Genomic DNA, 18752 nt, shown 5'->3' on the forward strand with positions numbered 1-18752 from the left:
GCCATGCACCTGCTCAGGACCCAGCCCGGCGGTTTCGTGTCGGATGACAACATTGCCGACCTTGGACAAACCCCCGCCGAGCTGGTGATTCTGTGCAGCGGCGATTCCAGCCTGGCGTTGCTCGCCGAAGCGGCGCAGCAGTTGCCCGACGATTACCCGAGCCTGCGTCTGGCTAACCCGATGCAGGTGCAGAATCACGCTTCGGTCGATCTCTATGTCGACGAAGTGCTGCGCCACGCCAAAGTGATTCTGATCTCGCTGCACGGTGGCATCGCCTATTGGCGTTACGGCATCGAGCGTCTGGTGGAGTTGTCCGAGCGCGGCGTGCAGCTGATTCTGGTGCCGGGGGACGATCGCCCGGACCCGGAGCTCAGTGACCTGAGCACCGTAACTGCGCAAGAACGCGACCGGCTCTGGCACTTCCTGCGTCAGGGCGGCATGGCCAACGCGCTCGACCTGTTTCGCTGCCTCGCCAGCCGTTGGCTGGGCCGCGACTATCCATGGTCCGAGCCACAAACCCTGCCACGCACCGCGATCTACCACCCGCAAAAAAGCCCCGCTGAGTTGAGCGATTGGCAAGCCGACTGGCAAGCCGATCGGCCGGTGGCGGCGGTGCTGTTTTACCGCTCGCATTTGCAGGCGGCGAACACCGGTTTCATCGATATTTTCTGCCAGCGTTTGCAAGCGGCGGGGTTGAACCCGTTGCCGATTGCGCTGGCCAGTTTGAAAGAGCCCGGCTGCCTGACGGTGGTCGAGGACTTGCTGGATGACGTCGAGGCGGGGGTGATTCTCAACACCACCGGTTTCGCCCAGTCCAGCCCCGAAGCGCCGCACCTGCGGCCGTTTCGCCGCAATATTCCAGTGATCCAGGCGATCTGCGCCCAGGACAATGAACCCGGCTGGCGCGCCAGCGAACAAGGCCTCGGCCCACGGGACCTGGCGATGCACATCGCACTGCCAGAACTGGATGGGCGAATCATCAGCCGCCCGATCAGTTTCAAGGATCTGGCGTGGCGTAGCGAGCGCAGTCAGTCCGACGTGGTCTGCTACCGGCCTGCACCTGCGCGCATGGATTTCGTTGCAGAACTGGCCCGGCGCTGGATCGATCTGGCGCGGGTGCCCAATGGCGAAAAACGCATCGCCCTGATCCTCGCCAATTACCCGACTCGCGATGGGCGCATCGGCAATGGCGTCGGCCTCGATACTCCGGCTGCGGCATTGAACATCCTGCGCGCCCTGCATGCCGAAGGTTATCCGCTGCCGGCCGAGTTGCCGCACAGCGGCACTGCGCTGATCCAGCAACTGCTCGGCGGCGTGAGCAACGACCTCGATACCCTCGACCATCGTCCCTGCCATCAAAGCCTCGCGCTGGACGATTACAACCTGATGTTCAACGCGCTGCCCGAGGCTAATCGTCAGGCGGTGCTGGAGCGCTGGGGCTCGCCCGAAAACGATCCAATGTTCCGTGGCGGGCGAATGATGATCGCCGGACTGCGCTTCGGCCTGACCTTCGTCGGCATTCAACCGGCCCGGGGGTATCAGGTGGACCCGAGCGCGGTCTATCACGACCCCGACCTGGTGCCGCCCCACGGCTATCTGGCGTTCTACTTCTGGTTGCGCAACACCTACGGCGCTCACGGCGTGATCCATGTGGGCAAGCACGGCAACCTCGAATGGCTGCCGGGCAAGGGCGTCGGGCTGTCGGAAAACTGCTGGCCGGACGCATTGCTCGGGCCGTTGCCGAACATCTATCCGTTTATCGTCAATGACCCGGGCGAGGGCGCCCAAGCCAAGCGCCGTACGCAGGCAGTGATCATCGATCACCTGATGCCGCCACTGACCCGCGCCGAAACCTACGGTCCGCTGCGCAATCTCGAAATGTTGGCCGACGAATATTACGAAGCGCAATTGCTCGATCCGCGCCGCGCCCGGGAACTGCAGCGCGACATTCTGCAACTGGTGCGCGACACGCACATCGACCGCGAACTGCAACTGGACGAGAAGCTGGACAGCGATGCCGATGCGGCGATCTGGTTACCGCGTCTGGACACGTACCTGTGCGACTTAAAGGAATCGCAGATACGCGATGGCCTGCACGTATTTGGTGAGTCACCAGTGGGACAGTTGCGCATCGACACTTTATTGGCCTTGCTGCGTATTCCTCGCGGCGATGGACGAGGGGCGCAATCGAGTTTGTTGCGGGCGCTGGCCAAGGCGTTTGCGTTGGGGTTTGATCCATTGGATTGCGTTTTGGCCGAGCCGTGGAGCGGGCCGCGTCCTGCTGAGTTGCAAACCCTCACTGATGAAGTCTGGCGCACCGCAGGTGATACCCGCGAACGCCTGGAACTGTTCGCCGCTCAACTGATCTCGCAGGCACTGAGCACACCTCAAACCAACCCCGCCCCCTGTGGGAACGAGCCCTTGTGGCGAGGGGGCTTGCCCCCGTTGGGTCGCGAAGCGGCCCCAAAAAATGGGACTGCTGCGCAGTCCAACGGGGGCAAGCCCCCTCGCCACAAAGGCTCGCTCCCACAGGAGGGTGATTGGTCGCAAGTGAATGCCATCATCGACAGCCTGCGCGAAGTCGTTGCCCCACGCCTGGACGCCTGCGGCCCAGCGGAAATGCGCGGCTTGCTCGACGCCCTCAGCGGCCGATTCGTCCCCGCCGGCCCGAGCGGCGCACCGAGCCGCGGACGGCTGGACGTGCTGCCCACCGGGCGCAACTTCTACTCGGTGGATGTGCGCAACCTGCCGACCACCACCGCGTGGCGCATCGGTTTTCAGTCCGCAAACCTGATTCTTGAGCGGCACTTGCAAGACCACGGCGATCACCTGCGTCAGCTCGGCCTGTCGGTCTGGGGCACCGCGACCATGCGCACTGGCGGCGATGACATCGCCCAGGCCATGGCGCTGATGGGCGTGCGACCGGTGTGGGCGACCGGCAGTCAGCGGGTCGACGATTTCGAAATTTTGCCATTGAGTTTGCTGGACCGCCCACGGGTGGACGTGACCTTGCGCGTCTCCGGATTTTTCCGCGATGCCTTTGCCAACCTGATCCGGCTATTCGACGCGGCCGTGCAAGCGGTCGCCGCGCTGGATGAACCCGACGATTTCAATCCGTTGGCGGCCAAGGTTCGTGCCGAGCGCACAGCGTTGATGGAATCGGGCCTGGATGAAGACGCGGCGCGGCGGCAGGCCGGCTGGCGCATCTTCGGGGCCAAACCGGGTGCTTACGGAGCGGGCGTGCAGGGCGCCATCGACGGTCGCCTGTGGCAAAGCCGCGACGACCTGGCCGAGGTTTACCTGAACTGGGGCGGCTACGCTTACGGCGGCTCTGACGAAGGCACCGCCGCCCGCGAACAGTTTGCCCAGCGTCTGAGCCAAGTGCAGGCGGTGCTGCAAAACCAGGACAACCGCGAACACGATTTGCTCGATTCCAACGACTATTACCAGTTTCAGGGTGGCATGCTGGCGGCCGTTGAAAGCCTCAGCGGTGAAGTCGCGGCCAGTTATCACGGCGACCACAGTCAGCCGGATTTGCCGAAGATTCGCACCTTGAAGGAAGAGTTGAATCGGGTGATCCGTTCCCGGGCGGCCAATCCGAAATGGATCGACGGGGTCAAGCGCCATGGCTATAAAGGCGCATTCGAACTGGCGGCGACGGTCGATAACCTGTTTGCGTTCGATGCCACCACGCAGCTGATCGACGACCACCAATATGCGTTGCTGGCGGACGCTTACTTGCTCGATCCGGCGACCCGGGAGTTTGTCCGCGAACACAATCCCCATGCCTTGCGCGACATGACCGAACGCCTGCTGGAAGCGCAGCAGCGGGGGCTGTGGAAAGAGCCGGGCGAGTACCGCGTGGCGCTGGAGAATTTGTTGCTGGACATAGAAGAAGAAAGTTAACGCGCTTAAACCTGACGGATCGTTCCCACGCTCCGCGTGGGAATGCAACCCGGGACGCTCCGCGTCCCTTCCAGAGCCGAACGCGGAGCGTCCGTTGAGGCATTCCCACGCAGAGCGGGGGAACGATCACACCACCGACCACACGAGTAATGCCACATGACCGACACCCCACATTTCCCACTCTCCGCCGTGGTCGGCGCCGATGACTTGAAACTCGCGCTGTACCTGACCGCCATCGACCCGAAAATCGGCGGCGTGCTGATCGAAGGTCCACGGGGCATGGCCAAATCGACCCTGGCCCGAGGCCTGGCGGACCTGTTGGCCAGCGGTCAATTCGTCACCTTACCCCTGGGCGCTACCGAAGAACGGTTGGTCGGTACCCTGGATCTTGACGCGGCCCTGAGCGAGGGGCGCGCACAGTTTTCCCCCGGCGTATTGGCCAAGGCCGACGGCGGCGTGCTGTATGTCGATGAAGTCAACCTGCTGCCCGATCACCTCGTGGACTTGTTGCTCGATGTGGCCGCCAGCGGCACCAACCTGATCGAGCGTGACGGAATTTCCCATCGGCATTCGGCGAAGTTTGTGCTGATCGGCACCATGAACCCGGAAGAGGGCGAGTTGCGTCCGCAATTGCTCGACCGCTTTGGCTTGAACGTCGCCCTCAGTGGCCACACCGCACCCGCCGAGCGGGGTCAGATCATCCGTCGTCGACTGGATTTCGACAGCAACCCGCAAGGGTTCTGCGCCGAGTGGGAAAGCCCGCAACAGGCACTGCGCGAGCGTTGCCAAAAGGCGCGCGCAGCACTGGCGAGCATTCCCCTGGACGATGCCGCGCTGGCGCAGATCACCGAGCGTTGCTTTGCCGCTGGCGTCGATGGCCTGCGAGCCGATCTGGTCTGGTTGCGCGCGGCCCGGGCTCATGCGGCCTGGCGCGGAGCGCTGACCATTGGCGAAGAAGATATCGACGCGGTCGCCGAGTTTGCCTTGCGCCATCGTCGTCGCGAACACTCAAAACCGGCGCCGCAACAATCCCGGGCACCGCAGCCGCCCTCGACCGGACACGCCAATCCGAGCGAAGGTCAGGGCCAGTGGGGCGAAATGCCCGCCCAGGCGCTGCCGGTCGGCGCGCGACGTGAAGTGCCGAGCTGGCCAAAAAAGCCTTAGGCATTCGCCCTCGATCAGACGCGGGGGCGAATGCCAGACCCCGTGCAGGACGGCTGGATCACGGTAAGCAGGGCAAGCGCCACGCGGCCATGAGCGGATCGATCAATTGGCCCGGCACCTTGCTCAATGGCCGACCGCGTCAACGCGACGATGTGTTGTTTCACCTGCGCACCCGCAGCCCGCATGAATTATGGCTGGTGATCGTCGATGCCTCGGCCTCGACCCGGCGTCATCAAGCGTTGAGCGATGCCAAGGGACTGCTGGCACAACTGTTCGACGATGCCTATCGGCAGCGTGCGCGCCTGGCGTTGCTGACGGCCAGCGGCCATGTGCCCAGATGGCAGGTGCAAGGTTTGAAAGCCTCCGCTGGTTTGCGCGACTGGCTCGATGGGCTCGGGGCCGGCGGCGGTACGCCGATGCTGGCGGCGTTGGGCGAGGCAGGGCGCTGGCTGGTGGCTCGGCAAAAACGTTTTCCGGCAGAGCAGCAACGGCTGCTGCTGGTGACGGATGGACGACTGAAGGAATGGTCAGCGTTGCCGGCGCTCGATTGCCCGGGGCTGCTGATCGACATCGAGCGCGGGCCGATTCGTCTTGGCCGGGCTAAAGTGTTGGCAGCGCAGTTGCAGGTTGATTATCGACATATCGATGAGCTGATTTCAGGTTGAGTTTTGTGCTGACAGTATTGGCCCATCGCGAGCAGGCTCGCTCCCACGTTTGATTTGTGGCGTGTGGGAGCGAGCCTGCTCGCGATGGCATCACCTCGGAATCGGATAGTCGCAGCTCATCTGCATCGCTACCCCATGCTGCTGTAAGCAACCTCATCACAGGAGTGACCCATGCGCGTTCTAGCCCGTAACGATCAGGACGATTTCCGCGTCAAAGCCTACGCTGGCACCAACGGCGTGTTGCTGGCGATCGATCTGGCCGAACCCCGCCGCAAGGGCCTGCTGGGGTTCGCCATCGAAAAACAGCAAGGCAGCAAACCGTGGCTGTTTCTGTTCAACAGCCTGACCTTCCCCGGCAAGGCTCATACGTTCCCCCAGTTCCACGCCACCCCCAGCGATGCCGCGCCATTGCAGAAATTTCGCTGGGCCGATTACGCGGTCAATCCGGGCGTGACGATCCATTATCGGGTGCACCTGGCCTACGGCACCGCCGATGCGCCGCAGCTGGGTGAGTTCCTGGAACTGACGCTCACCACCGACAATGGCCTTCCAGCGGGCCAGAACGTTATCTTCAACCGGGCGGTGGCCGCGAGTCAGGCCTTCCAGCGCAAATTCGCCGACCTCGATGCGCTGCTCAGCGCCAACAAGAAACTGCCCATCGAAGAATGGCCCGATGCCCCGCGACAATGGCTGGAAAACGGTCTGCTCGCACGCTTGCTCGGGTTCATTGAACGGGCCGAGGATGGCCGGTGGGCGCTGGACGTCGCGATCTATGAGTACCAGTTGCAGGTGATCGTCGATGCGGTGAACGCCGCTTTCGAGCGCGGCGTAAAGGTTCGGATTCTGTACCACGCCCAACCGGACGAGGACACCACGGCGCTGAACGAAGCCAGCCTGGAAAAAATCCCGGCGGCGAACAAGCGCGGGCGGGTCACTCACAACATTTTTCACAACAAGTTCATGGTCCTGAGCCGGGTCGACGCAGCGGGGCAGCATCAGCCCGAAGCGGTACTGTGCGGCAGCACCAATTTCACCGCCAACGGCGTTTATCGTCAGGCCAACGTGGTGCATGTGCTGGACGACGCCCGGATCGCTGCCAGTTATCTGCAAACCTTCGAACAGGTCTGGGCCGTGCCCGCAGACGTCGGCGCCACCCGGGAATGGCTCACGGAAAACAATCCGATGCAGCCGGCGCAGGCACTGTTCGCCGGCTTCTCACCGCGCTCGGGCCAGGGCGACCTGCGTGAGTTCGTCGACATCATCAACGCCGCCAAAAAAGACCTGCTGTTCGTCACGGCGTTCGCCTTGCCAGACGAAGTGCTCAACGCCTTGCTCGGCCTGCCTCACGACGACATCTTGCGTTATGGCTTGCAAAACACCGTCAGCCGCATCACCGGTTTCCACGCTGATCGCACCGCTCAATTTGCCGCCACTGCGCTGCTCAATACCGGCCTGGAAGGCTGGCTCAAGGAAAACATGAAAGGCCAGAAGGGCAGACTGCTGGTGCACACCAAAGTCATCGTCGTCGACTTTACCAGTGACACACCGACGATCATCAGCGGCAGCCACAACTTGAGTGAGGCGGCCAGCAACGGCAATGATGAGAACTACCTGATCATCCGTGGCGACACCGACCTGGCCGATCGTTATGGGCTGGAACTGCTGCGCTTTTACGAGCATTACCGGTTCCGCTACTTCGCAAAAAAACTGGCCCTCAAGCAGGTCCGACCGTTGGCTGCGGACGACAGCTGGACCGATGATTATTACCTCGAAGGCGATCTGCGCATGTTGTCGCGGTTGCGTTTTGCCGGACGATAAACAGCCTGGCGGGCTCCCTGTAGGAGCGGGGCTCACGATAGCGGCAGATCAGTCAACATAGATGTTGAATGTAAGGCCCTCATCGCGAGCAGGCTCGCTCCCACAGTTGACCGGGGTGTCCAGATAGACTCGTTCTAATGTGGGAGCGAGCCCTGCTCGCGACAGCAATCTGTCAGCCGCCTCAAACATGACTCGACAGCCGTACATTCAACAGCTCCCGTGCCCGAGGTGCAGTGCGTAAAGTGCTGAGGGTTTTCTGCAACCATGGCAAGTCGTGGCGGGGTTTGCGGGTAATCGGTGGTTTGGGCCTGAGCTTGCCGATGTGCTTTTTGAAATTTTCTTCCAGGGTTTGCCGGGTGCCAATACCCTTGAGTTTCTTCAGCAGTCTCCCTTCCTTGTAGAACAACACAGTCGGTGTGCCGGTGACATCCGGATGCCTGGGGGACTCGCTCGTGTTCAGCATGTAGACCTGCGCGTGATCCCTGTACTGCTCGGCAATGGTGCGGAAAACCGGCTCGGCCATTTCGCAGGCGGGACAGTGTTGGTTGCCGAAATACAGGATCACCGGGCGCCAGGTTTTCAGGGCTTTGCGATAGGCCGGAGCCAGCGTTGATGGGTGAGTCATCGAACTCATTGAAATCTCCTTTTCAAAGACTATCGAAGGCCTGTTGACGTTAAAGGAGGCAAGCAGGTGGGTCTACTATCAGAAATTACAGGTGGGGTTCTGCTTCATTTTGAACCGCAATGGCTTCCATCGACAGCGTCGCTGACACGTTTACCCATTGCTTCGCCGTCCCGGTCAAGGACCCGAACGGCGTGGCCATTGCGACTTTGTGCATCGTTGCTCCACGGGTCGATGCGAAGAACAATTACAACGACTATCGTCGAGTATTGATCAACAGCGCCAAAGCCTGGCCCGGCGTATCAACGAATAACGGTGGCTGCCTGCGGCCGCGAGAGTGAGGGGATCGACCATGTATTCCGCCAAACATACAGCTGCCGTGGAGAAGGGCTTTGCCCACACCGGTGCCAATCTTGTGCGCGACGTCAGCCTGCCAGCGTTGGTGCTGCACCGTGACGCGCTGGAGCACAACATTCGCTGGATGCAGGATTTTGTCAGCAACAGCGGCGCGGAACTGGCGCCCCACGGCAAAACCAGCATGACCCCAGCGCTGTTTCGCCGCCAACTGGACGCCGGTGCCTGGGGCATCACCCTGGCCAGCGCCACGCAAACCCGCGCGGCGTACGCCCATGGTGTGCATCGGGTGCTGATGGCCAACCAATTGGTCGGCACGCCGAACATGGCGCTGATCGCCGATCTGTTGGCAGACCCGACCTTCGATTTCTATTGCATGGTCGATCATCCGGATAATGTCGCGGACCTCGGCGGCTATTTCGCTTCGCGCGGTCTGCGCTTGAACGTGATGATCGAGTACGGCGTGGTCGGCGGTCGTTGCGGTTGCCGTACCGAAGCCGAAGTGCTGGCGCTGGCCAAGGCGATTGCGGCGCAACCGGCATTGGCGCTGACCGGCATCGAGGGTTACGAAGGGGTGATCCACGGCGATCACGCCGTAAGTAGCATCCGTGCGTTCGCTGATTCTTTGGTACGCCTGGCGGTGCAATTGCAGGACAGCGGCGCGTTCGCCATTGCCAAGCCGATCATCACGGCGTCGGGTTCGGCCTGGTACGACTTGATCGCTGAATCCTTCGAAGCGCAGAACGCCGGCGGACGTTTCCTCAGCGTGCTGCGTCCTGGCTGCTACGTGGCCCACGACCATGGCATCTACAAGGAAGCGCAATGCTGCGTGCTCGATCGTCGCAGCGACCTGCACGAAGGTTTGCGCCCGGCGCTGGAAGTCTGGGCCCATGTGCAGTCGTTGCCCGAACCGGGTTTTGCGGTGATCGCCCTGGGCAAACGCGACGTCGCCTATGACGCCGGTTTGCCGGTGCCGTTGCGGCGTTACAAGGCCGGTGTGGTGCCAGCAATCGGCGAAGATGTGAGCGCCTGCAAGGTGACCGCGGTGATGGACCAGCACGCGTTCATGACCGTGGCGCCGGGGGTTGAGTTGCGGGTGGGCGATATCATTTCGTTCGGTACTTCGCACCCGTGCCTGACATTCGACAAATGGCGCATCGGGTGTCTGGTCGATGAACAGTTGAATGTCATCGAAACCATGGAAACCTGTTTTTAAGGTTCCAGACCGAGGTGCGGTGATCGCGAGCAGGCTCGCACCCACCTGATTCGCTGTGACGGTGAGTCATTTGAAGTGCCGGCGCAGAAGGTCGAACGGGTAGTGGACACTACGGCGGCGGGGGATTCGTTCAGCGCAGCGTATTTGGCGTGTCGGCTCAAGGGGGGCAGCCCGGTCGAGGCTGCCGAGGCGGGGCATCGGTTGGCGAGTCGGGTGATTCAAGTGCCAGGGGCGCTGATCCCGAGATAAGCGGTGGATGGCCGTTTGCCGCGCAACCGGATCGCGGGCAAGCCCGCTCCCACAGGTTTTTTGGTGTGGCTGCAATCGGTGGCAATTCACAATCCCTGTGGGAGCGGGCTTGCCCGCGATGAGGCCCTAAAGCCAACTCATCAATCCCGGTAAAACACCTGCACCAGGTGATAACCGAACTTGCTCTTGATCGGCCCATGCACCACCCGCAGTGGTTTTTTGAAGATCACCGCATCGATCGCACCGACCATCTGCCCGGGCCGTACTTCGCCCAGGTCGCCGCCGCGTTTGCCGGACGGGCACGTGGAGTATTTCTTGGCCAGCACATCGAAGGCTTCGCCCTTGGCGATGCGTTGTTTGAGCTGCTCGGCTTCTTCCGAGGTTTTCACCAGAATATGGCGGGCTTGGGCTTTCATTGGCAGTACCTTGCAACGGTGGTGGCTATGTTGGTGCCAGCGTGGGGCGCGCGATTATGCCTTAACTCAGTCCGCTTGGCCGATCATCGTGCGAATCTTGTTGGCCAACAGGTCCATTGAAAAAGGTTTGGCCACCATGTCCATGCCTTCCTCCAGGAAACCCTGGCGTTCGGCGGCTTTCTCCGCATAACCGGTCATGAACAGCACCTTCAGGCCCGGACGATGCTGACGCGCGATTTCCGCCAGTTGCCGACCGTTCATGCCCGGCAACCCGACATCGGTCACCAGCAGATCGACCCGCAGGTCGGATTCCAGCAAGGGCAGGGCGGCCTTCGCGTCTTCGGCTTCATGGGCGTGATAACCCAGTTCATTGAGCAGGTCGAGCACCAGCATACGCACCGCCGGATCGTCTTCCACCAACACCACCGTTTCACCGGCCACCGCTGCTGGAGTTTCGCCAGTGAGCGGCTCCAGAGCATGCTCCGACACCGCGACGTGCAGGCGTGGCAAATACAGGTGAACGCTGGTGCCCTGGCCCGGCAAACTGTGAAGGCTGACATGCCCGCCCGACTGTTGGGCGAAACCATAGATCATCGACAGCCCCAGGCCGGTGCCCTGGCCGATGGGTTTAGTGGTGAAGAACGGGTCGAAGGCCTTGGCCAACACTGAGGGTGTCATGCCGGCGCCGTTGTCACTGACGGCAATCATCAGGTAATCCCCGGCCCTGACCGGTTCCAAAGGGGGGACATCACGCCCGTCAAGATGAACGTTGGCGGTTTCGATCAGCAGCTCGCCACCTTCGGGCATCGCATCCCGGGCGTTGATCACGAGGTTGAGCAAGGCGTTTTCCAGTTGGCTGACGTCGGTGCTGACGGGCCAGACTTCATCGGCCAGCTTTATTTTTAGCTCGATAGAATCGCCCTTGGTGCGGCGGAACAAATCTTCCAGGGAATGCACCAGCTGATTGGCATTGAGCGGCTTGCGATCCAGCGACTGACGCCGGGAGAACGCCAGCAGGCGATGGGTCAGGGCAGCGGCGCGGTGAGCCGAGGACACCGCGGCTTCGGTAAAGCGACCGATCTCGGCGGCGCGCCCGTCGGCGATGTAGCGTTGCATCAGATCGAGGCTGCCGATGATGCCGGTGAGCATGTTGTTGAAGTCATGGGCGATGCCACCGGTGAGCTGTCCCACCGCTTCCATTTTCTGCGCATGGCGCAAGGCGTCTTCGGCGCGCTCGCGTTCGAGCATCTCGTTCTGCAACCGCTGGTTGGCTTCGGCCAATTGCTGAGTGCGAGCGCTGACGCGTTCTTCAAGGGTTTCGTTGAGGTTGCGCAGGGCTTCTTCGGTCTGTTTGCGCTCGGTTTCGTCGATCACGAAGATGTAAAAACCGTTGACCGCACCGTCCGCGCCATGACGTGGCAGGTAGTTCATCAGGGCCTGGCGGGTGCTGCCATCGCGGTGCGCGGCGCTGATGCTGAAACTGCAGGCCTTGCCTTTCAGCGCCTCGGCAATGTATTCGGCGCGCAGGGCATAGGCTTCGTCGCCCAGCACTTCACGCACGGTACGGCCGTAAAGCTCTTGGGGCGTCAGGCCGTACCATTCCAGGTAGGCGGCATTGTTGAGGCGAAAGCGCTCCTCACTGTCGACGTAACTGATCAGGATCGGCATGGCGTTGATGATCAGTTGCAGCTCGGTCTGGCTCTGGCGCAAGGCCTGCTCGATGTGTTTGCGTTCGGTCAGGTCGAGTGCCGCGCCGAGGAAACGAATCGGTCGGCCATGATGATCCTTGTAGCAACGACCCCGGGCAAACACCCAGCGCAATTGGCCGTCGGCTTGCAGCAAGCGATATTCCTCGGCGTACTCGCTGCCATGGGTAATGCAGTGCTTGATGCTGCGGGCAATCATCGCCCGATCTTCCGGATGCACGCCGTGGAGGTATTCGCTGATCGGCAATTGGCTCGCCAGGTTTGCGTCAACGCCATGCAGTTGGGCGAAGTGGGCATCGGCGATGAAACGGTCTTCGCCGATGTCCCAGTCCCAGGTGCCGACGGCATCGGTGGCGGCCAGTGCCAGTTGCAGACGCTGCTCGGTTTCGTGCTGGGCCTTGAGGCTGGCGGCGGAGCGTTGTTCAAGTTCCAGGGCGATGCGGCGGCGTTCGTTGGTTTCGATGGCCGTGACCAGAATACCGGCGACTTCGGCACTTTCATTGCGAATGGGGCTGTAGGTCAAATCCAGCCAGAAGTCGGAATCTCGCCCATCGCGCTGCAAGGTAAAGCGTTGTTCGCTGTAGGTCCGCACCTGGCCTTGTAGGACGGCGCTGTAAATCGGGTCGGTGAAGTCTTTCAGTTCTGGCCAGATCAGGTGCGTTGGTTGTCCGAAAGCGTGTGGGTGCTTGCTGCCGGCGAGGAACGCGAAGCCATCGTTGTAGATCTGGGTGAGCTGCGGGCCCCACAGCAACAGCATCGGCATTGGCGAGTGAATCACAATGTCCACGGCGGTGCGCAGGCTCTGCGGCCAGTGATCGGCGGCGCCCAGCGGGTTGTTTGTCCAGTCCAGTCGGGCAATCAGGGCCTGGGCGTCGCTGGCGGTCGGTGGTGCGTTCATTACATTGTCCTGCGTGTCAGTCGGTGTGGCGGCGTCTACTATCCTTGCAGGGCGGTAGACGCGGGATGACCCGTAGGGGGTCATGTTTTCAATTGAATGCTTCGCGGGTGTTTTTTGCCATGGAAATCGATGCACTGTTGCAAATGCTGTCCAGCCGCAATGGCTCCGATCTTTACCTGTCCACGGGCGCGCCACCCAGCGCGAAATTTGACGGTGTGCTCAAAGCCCTGGCCGAACAACCGTTCAAGCCCGGGGAAATTGCGGCCATTGCCGCGTCCATCATGGACGCCGAACAGCGCCTGGAGTTCGATCGCGAACTGGAAATGAACCTGGCGGTTTCCCTGGCCGGGGTCGGGCGCTTTCGGCTCAATATCTTCAAGCAGCGTAATGATGTGTCGATCGTGGCGCGCAACATCAAACTCGACATTCCACGTTTCGAAGACCTCAAGCTGCCTCCAGTACTGCTCGACACCATCATGCTCAAACAGGGCTTGATCCTATTCGTCGGCTCGACCGGTTCGGGCAAATCGACCTCGCTGGCGGCGCTGATCGATTACCGCAACCGTCACAGCAGCGGCCATATCATCACCATCGAAGACCCGGTCGAGTTTGTTCATCGGCACAAGAAGTCGATCATTAACCAGCGTGAGGTCGGCGTCGATACCCGCAGTTTTCATGCGGCGTTGAAAAACACCCTGCGCCAGGCGCCGGACGTGGTGCTGATCGGCGAGATCCGCGATCGAGAGACTATGGAGCACGCGCTGGCGTTTGCCGATACCGGTCATCTGGTGATTTCCACGTTGCATGCCCACAACGCCAATCAGGCGCTGGACCGCGTAATCAACTTTTTTCCGGAGGAGCGCAGGACGCAACTGCTTCATGACCTGGGCAATAACCTCAAGGCCTTTGTTTCCCAGCGATTGGTACGTACCCGCGACGGGCAGCGCCGGGCGGCGGTGGAAGTGATGCTGGGAACGCCGACCATCGGCGACCTGATCCGGCGCAACGAACTTGGCGAGCTCAAGGGGATTATGGAGAAATCGTCAGAAGCGGGAATGCAGACCTTCGATGGTGCGCTGTTCGGTCTGTTTGCCGAGGGCGCGATTGATGAGGCAGAGGCGTTGAAACATGCGGACTCGGTGAACAACTTGCGTCTGCGCCTGAAAATGCACGCCGAGGCTACGCCTGGGCCCCATACACCGCCAGGTGAGTGGAATTTGATGGACTGAAGAGGTGCCGACACTGATCAAAATGTTCAAACAGGCTCGTGTGGCGAGGGGGCTTGTCGGAATGCCGCACCCTATCTGCTGGCTTTGGGAGCGCTTCGCACTCCAACGGGGGCAAGCCCCCTCGCCACATAAGCCGCACAGTGGATCTACGGTTCAATCATTCAATTCAGGGCGGTCGCGAAACTGCTCCAATGCCTCGGGATTGGCTAGTGCATCGGTGTTCTTCACCTTCTGGCCATGCACTACATTCCTCACCGCCAGTTCGACCACTTTGCCGCTGATGGTCCGCGGAATATCGGTCACCGCAACAATCTTCGCCGGCACATGCCGTGGCGTGGTGTTGGCGCGTATGACCTGGCGAATCTGTTGCTGCAGCGTTTCATCCAGCTCGACACCGTCGCGCAACTTCACGAACAGCACCACCCGCACGTCATCCTGCCATTGCTGGCCGATGGCGACGCTGTCCAGCACCTGCGGGACTTTCTCCACCTGACGATAGATTTCCGCTGTGCCGATGCGCACGCCACCGGGGTTGAGCACGGCATCGGAACGCCCGTGGATCAACAGGCCACCGTGGGGCAGTTGTTCGGCGTAATCGCCTTGGGCCCAGACGCCGGGGAACAGGCTGAAATAGGACTTTCGCAACTTCTCCCCGTCAGGGTCATGCCATAAACCGATGGGCATCGCCGGAAAATGTCGGGTGCACACCAGCTCGCCTTTTTCCCCGACCACTGGCGTACCGGCGTCGTTCCAGACTTCGACCGCCATGCCCAGGCCCTTGCACTGTATTTCGCCACGGCGCACCGGCAGGACCGGATTGCCAATCACAAAGCACGAAACGATGTCGGTGCCGCCGGACATTGAAGACAGACACAAATCGGACTTGAACGCGCGGTAGACGTAATCGAAGCTTTGCGGCGACAACGCGGAACCGGTGGACAGCACGGTTCTCAGGCTGCTCAGGTCATGGCTGTCGCAGGGCTTCAGGCCAATGCTTTGCAATGCGGTGAGGAACTTGGGGCTGGTGCCGAAGACGTTGATGCGTTCGTCGTCGATCAGGTCGATCAAACGCTCCGGGCCTGGATGAAACGGCGAGCCGTCGTACAGCACCACGGCGCTGTCGACGGCCAGGGCCGAGACCAGCCAGTTCCACATCATCCAGCCGCACGTGGTGTAGTAGAACAAACGGTCGCCGGCGCCGAGATCGGTATGCAGCCCATGTTCCTTGACGTGTTGCAGCAGTACGCCGCCGGTGCTGTGAATAATGCACTTCGGCACGCCGGTGGTGCCGCTGGAATAAAGGATGTACAGCGGATGAGCGAAGGGCACGGGAACGAATTGCGGCTCGCCGCCCGGGTCGTAGAAATCGTCCCAGAGCGTCACATTGGCCTGGCTGTGGAAGTCTGCGATGCGCGCCTGGGGCCGTGCATAAGGCACAACGATCAACTGCTGCAAGGACGGCAGTTGCCCGAGGATTTCATTGACCTTGGCGGTCTGGTCAATCTCTTTGCCGGCGTAGCGATAACCGGCGCAGGTGATCAGCACCTTTGGTTCGATCTGGCCGAAGCGGTCGATCACCCCATGCGTACCGAAATCTGGCGAGGAACAAGACCAGATCGCCCCCAGACTGGTGGTGGCAAGCATCGCCACCAATGTTTGCCAGGTGTTCGGCATGCACGCGGCCACGCGATCGCCCAGGCCGACGCCGGCGGCTTTCAGGCCGTTTTGGAAACCGGCGACCAGGCTTGCCAGTTCGGCCCAGGTCAGCTGTTCCCGTTGGCCGTTTTCGCCGATGGCCACCACCGCCACGGCATCGTCGCGACGGCGCAGCAGGTGTTCGGCGAAGTTCAGCGTGGCGCCGGGGAACCACTGGGCGCTGGGCATTTGTGCGCCCTCAATCAGCACCGCGTCTGGCTGATCGTGAAAACGGATGTCGAAGAAATCGACGATGGCCTGCCAGAACGCTTCCCGCTGATCGATGCTCCATTGGTGCAGGGCAGGGTAGTCGGCGATCTTGAGGTTGTGTCGCTGATTGATCGAGCGCCGAAAGGCCTCCATGCGGGACTTGCCGATGCGCTCGGTGCCGGGTTGCCAGAGGATGTCGGACATGGCTTGGCCTCTCTCGTTCCCACGCTCTGCGTGGGAATGCCTCAATGGACGCTCCGCGTCCGCTTTGGGACGCAGAGCGTCCCGGGCTGCATTCCCACGCAGAGCGTGGGAACGATCAGTGTCAGGGGGGCTAGCGGCGGCTTACTGCGCCAGCCACCCACCATCAATATTCCACGCGGCCCCACGCACCTGGCTACCGGCTTCGCTGCATAAAAACAGCACCAACTCGCCCAGCTGCGGCGGCGTCACGAATTCCAGCGACGGCTGCTTCTCGGCCAGCAAATCATGTTGCGCCTGCTGCGGGTCGATCCCGGTCGCGGCGCGATCATCGATCTGCTTCTGCACCAGCGGCGTCAGCACCCAACCCGGGCAGATGGCGTTGCAGGTGACATTCGTCGTTGCGGTTTCCAGACCGACCACCTTGGTCAAGCCGATCACACCATGCTTGGCCGCGACGTACGCCGCCTTGCCCACCGAACCGACCTGGCCATGCACGGACGCGATGTTGATGATCCGCCCCCAGCCCTTGCTGCGCATCCCTGGCAAGCTCAAACGGGTGCTGTGAAACACCGACGACAGGTTGATCGCCATAATCGAGTCCCAGCGCTCCACCGGAAAATCTTCCACCGACGCCACGTGCTGGATGCCCGCATTGTTGACCAGGATATCCACGCCGCCGAACTCACGCTCGGCGTATTCGATCATGTCAGCGATTTGCGCCGGGTCGCTGACGTCGGCGGGGTGATGGCCGACCTTGCCGCCGCTTTTATTATTGAGCTGTTCCACCTCGGCGATCACCCTGGACGCATCGCCGAAACCGTTGAGGATCAGGTTGGCGCCGGCCTTGGCCAGGCTCAGGGCGATCCCCAGGCCGATGCCGCTGGTGGAACCGGTGACCAGTGCGGTCTTGCCCGAAAGAGTCGTCATGAATACCTCACACAATGCCAGTGGCGTAGAAAGTACCGATCACCACAAAAACAGCGAGTGTCTTGATCAGCGTAATACAGAAAATGTCTTTGTAGGCCTCGCGGTGGGTCAAACCGGTGACCGCCAGCAACGTAATCACTGCGCCGTTGTGCGGCAGGGTGTCCATGCCGCCACTGGCCATCGCGGCGACCCGGTGCAGCACTTCCAATGGAATGTTGGCAGCGTGGGCGGCGCTGATGAACGTCTCGGACATCGCCGCCAACGCAATACTCATGCCGCCCGACGCCGAACCGGTGATGCCGGCCAGCAGGGTCACGGTAACCGCTTCGTTGACCAGCGGGTCGGGAATGCTCTTGAGCCAGCCGGACAGCACCAGAAAACCTGGCAGCGAGGCGATCACTGCACCGAAACCGTATTCGGACGCGGTGTTCATGGCTGCCAGCAGTGCGCCGCTGACCGCACTTTTACTGCCTTCGGCCAACTTTCTGCGAATCGTCTGAAAGCTGAACACCAGCACCATGACGATGCCCACCAGCAAGGCCGCTTGCACCGCCCAGATCGCCGTCAACTTGGCGATGTCGGTGGTCACGGGGGTTGCCATGCCTGGCAGTGCGACGCTGTGGGTTTTGCCGTACCACAGCGGAATCCAGCGGGTGAACAGCAGGTTCATCAGCCCCACCATCAACAGCGGCGACAAGGCGATCCATGGGTTGGGCAGCTTGATGTCCGGCGCGGTTTCCGGTTCGTTGCGCAGTGCTGAGCCATACCCTTCACCGCTGCGTTGAGCTTTATTGCGCTGACTCTGCAGGAACAGCATGCCGGCGCAGAACACGAAAATCGTGCCGATCACACCCAGCCACGGTGCGGCCCAGGCGGTGGTGTTGAAGAAGGTGCTGGGGATGATGTTCTGGATCTGCGGCGTGCCGGGCAGGGCATCCATGGTGAAGGAGAATGCGCCAAGGGCGATGGTCGCCGGGATCAGGCGCTTGGGAATATTGCTCTGACGGAACATCTCGGCGGCGAACGGATAAACCGCAAACACCACCACAAACAGCGATACGCCGCCATAAGTGAGCAGGGCGCAGACCAATACGATCACCAGCATGGCTTGGCGAGTGCCAAGCACGCGAATGGCCGCCGCGACGATGGAGCGCGAGTAACCCGACAACTCGATCAGCTTGCCGAACACGGCGCCGAGCAGGAACACCGGGAAATACAGTTTGACGAAGCCGACCATTTTTTCCATGAACACCCCGGTGAAGACGGGGGCAACGGCGGAAGGGTCGGTGAGCAGGACGGCGCCGAGGGCGGCGATCGGAGCAAAGAGGATAACGCTGTAGCCACGGTAAGCAGCCACCATCAGCAGCGTGAGAGCTGCCAAGGCAATGATCACACTCATGGTGTGTCTCCTTCGATTGTTATTTTTGTAGGGTGGATCTTTTGTAGGAGAGGGCTTTAGCGAGTTTCGTGCCA

General features: G+C 61.4%; 12 protein-coding genes and 2 pseudogenes. 8 read left to right on the forward strand and 6 right to left on the reverse strand.

Features of this window, described 5'->3' with window-relative positions; translation table 11 throughout:
- Nucleotides 1–3 precede the first annotated feature (3 nt).
- The 4 genes from cobN to BZL43_RS08750 all read left to right on the forward strand — a co-directional run bounded on the left by cobN (nt 4) and on the right by BZL43_RS08750 (nt 7553).
- Nucleotides 4–3906, forward strand: a complete 3903-nt coding sequence (gene cobN, locus BZL43_RS08735) for a cobaltochelatase subunit CobN (RefSeq protein ID WP_095631937.1) — start codon at nt 4–6, stop codon at nt 3904–3906.
- Nucleotides 3907–4062: 156 nt separating this feature from the next.
- Nucleotides 4063–5070 (forward strand): ATP-binding protein, encoded by a 1008-nt coding sequence (locus BZL43_RS08740; RefSeq protein ID WP_095631938.1) that lies wholly within the window; start codon nt 4063–4065, stop codon nt 5068–5070.
- A gap of 119 nt (nt 5071–5189) precedes the next feature.
- Complete coding sequence (locus BZL43_RS08745) at nt 5190–5735, forward strand: VWA domain-containing protein (protein ID WP_095632018.1); 546 nt, start codon at nt 5190–5192, stop codon at nt 5733–5735.
- Between the two features lie 171 nt (nt 5736–5906).
- A complete protein-coding gene (locus BZL43_RS08750; RefSeq protein ID WP_095631939.1) occupies nt 5907–7553 on the forward strand; it encodes a phospholipase D-like domain-containing protein in 1647 nt (548 codons plus the stop codon).
- Between the two features lie 181 nt (nt 7554–7734).
- Here BZL43_RS08750 and BZL43_RS08755 read toward each other — a convergent pair whose 3' ends face one another.
- The gene (locus tag BZL43_RS08755; protein ID WP_095631940.1) at nt 7735–8187 is read right to left on the reverse strand and encodes a co-chaperone YbbN; all 453 of its coding nucleotides are present in this window, start codon (nt 8185–8187) and stop codon (nt 7735–7737) included.
- Between the two features lie 116 nt (nt 8188–8303).
- Between BZL43_RS08755 and BZL43_RS08760 the strand changes: the two are divergent.
- The 3 genes and pseudogenes from BZL43_RS08760 to BZL43_RS08770 form a co-directional block, all read left to right on the forward strand.
- Nucleotides 8304–8488, forward strand: a pseudogene (locus tag BZL43_RS08760) (IclR family transcriptional regulator); the annotation flags it as partial.
- Between the two features lie 39 nt (nt 8489–8527).
- Complete coding sequence (locus BZL43_RS08765) at nt 8528–9745, forward strand: amino acid deaminase (protein ID WP_095631941.1); 1218 nt, start codon at nt 8528–8530, stop codon at nt 9743–9745.
- A gap of 33 nt (nt 9746–9778) precedes the next feature.
- Nucleotides 9779–9994 (forward strand): annotated as a pseudogene (locus BZL43_RS08770) (PfkB family carbohydrate kinase); the annotation flags it as partial.
- A gap of 140 nt (nt 9995–10134) precedes the next feature.
- On the opposite strand, the gene BZL43_RS08775 reads toward BZL43_RS08770, so the two are convergent.
- Nucleotides 10135–10410, reverse strand: a complete 276-nt coding sequence (locus BZL43_RS08775) for a peptidylprolyl isomerase (protein WP_007933743.1) — start codon at nt 10408–10410, stop codon at nt 10135–10137.
- A 66-nt stretch (nt 10411–10476) separates the two neighbouring features.
- Nucleotides 10477–13014: a PAS domain S-box protein gene (locus tag BZL43_RS08780; protein WP_095631942.1), complete on the reverse strand. Its 2538-nt coding sequence runs from the start codon at nt 13012–13014 to the stop codon at nt 10477–10479.
- A gap of 119 nt (nt 13015–13133) precedes the next feature.
- Here BZL43_RS08780 and BZL43_RS08785 point away from each other — a divergent pair, with 119 nt between their 5' ends.
- Nucleotides 13134–14243 carry a PilT/PilU family type 4a pilus ATPase gene (locus BZL43_RS08785; RefSeq protein WP_095632019.1) on the forward strand — a complete coding sequence of 370 codons (1110 nt, stop codon included), beginning with the start codon at nt 13134–13136 and terminating at the stop codon, nt 14241–14243.
- Nucleotides 14244–14396: 153 nt separating this feature from the next.
- Here the strand turns inward: BZL43_RS08785 and BZL43_RS08790 are convergent, their stop codons facing one another.
- From BZL43_RS08790 to BZL43_RS08800, 3 genes are all read right to left on the reverse strand, one after another.
- Nucleotides 14397–16352: an acetoacetate--CoA ligase gene (locus BZL43_RS08790; RefSeq protein ID WP_095631943.1), complete on the reverse strand. Its 1956-nt coding sequence runs from the start codon at nt 16350–16352 to the stop codon at nt 14397–14399.
- Nucleotides 16353–16493: 141 nt separating this feature from the next.
- A complete protein-coding gene (locus tag BZL43_RS08795; protein ID WP_095631944.1) occupies nt 16494–17279 on the reverse strand; it encodes a 3-hydroxybutyrate dehydrogenase in 786 nt (261 codons plus the stop codon).
- A gap of 7 nt (nt 17280–17286) precedes the next feature.
- Nucleotides 17287–18678, reverse strand: coding sequence for a GntP family permease (locus tag BZL43_RS08800; RefSeq protein ID WP_095631945.1), 1392 nt, complete (start codon nt 18676–18678; stop codon nt 17287–17289).
- Nucleotides 18679–18752: the final 74 nt, after the last annotated feature.

Source organism: Pseudomonas sp. PICF141, assembly GCF_002286815.1.
Classification (GTDB): Bacteria; Pseudomonadota; Gammaproteobacteria; order Pseudomonadales; family Pseudomonadaceae; genus Aquipseudomonas.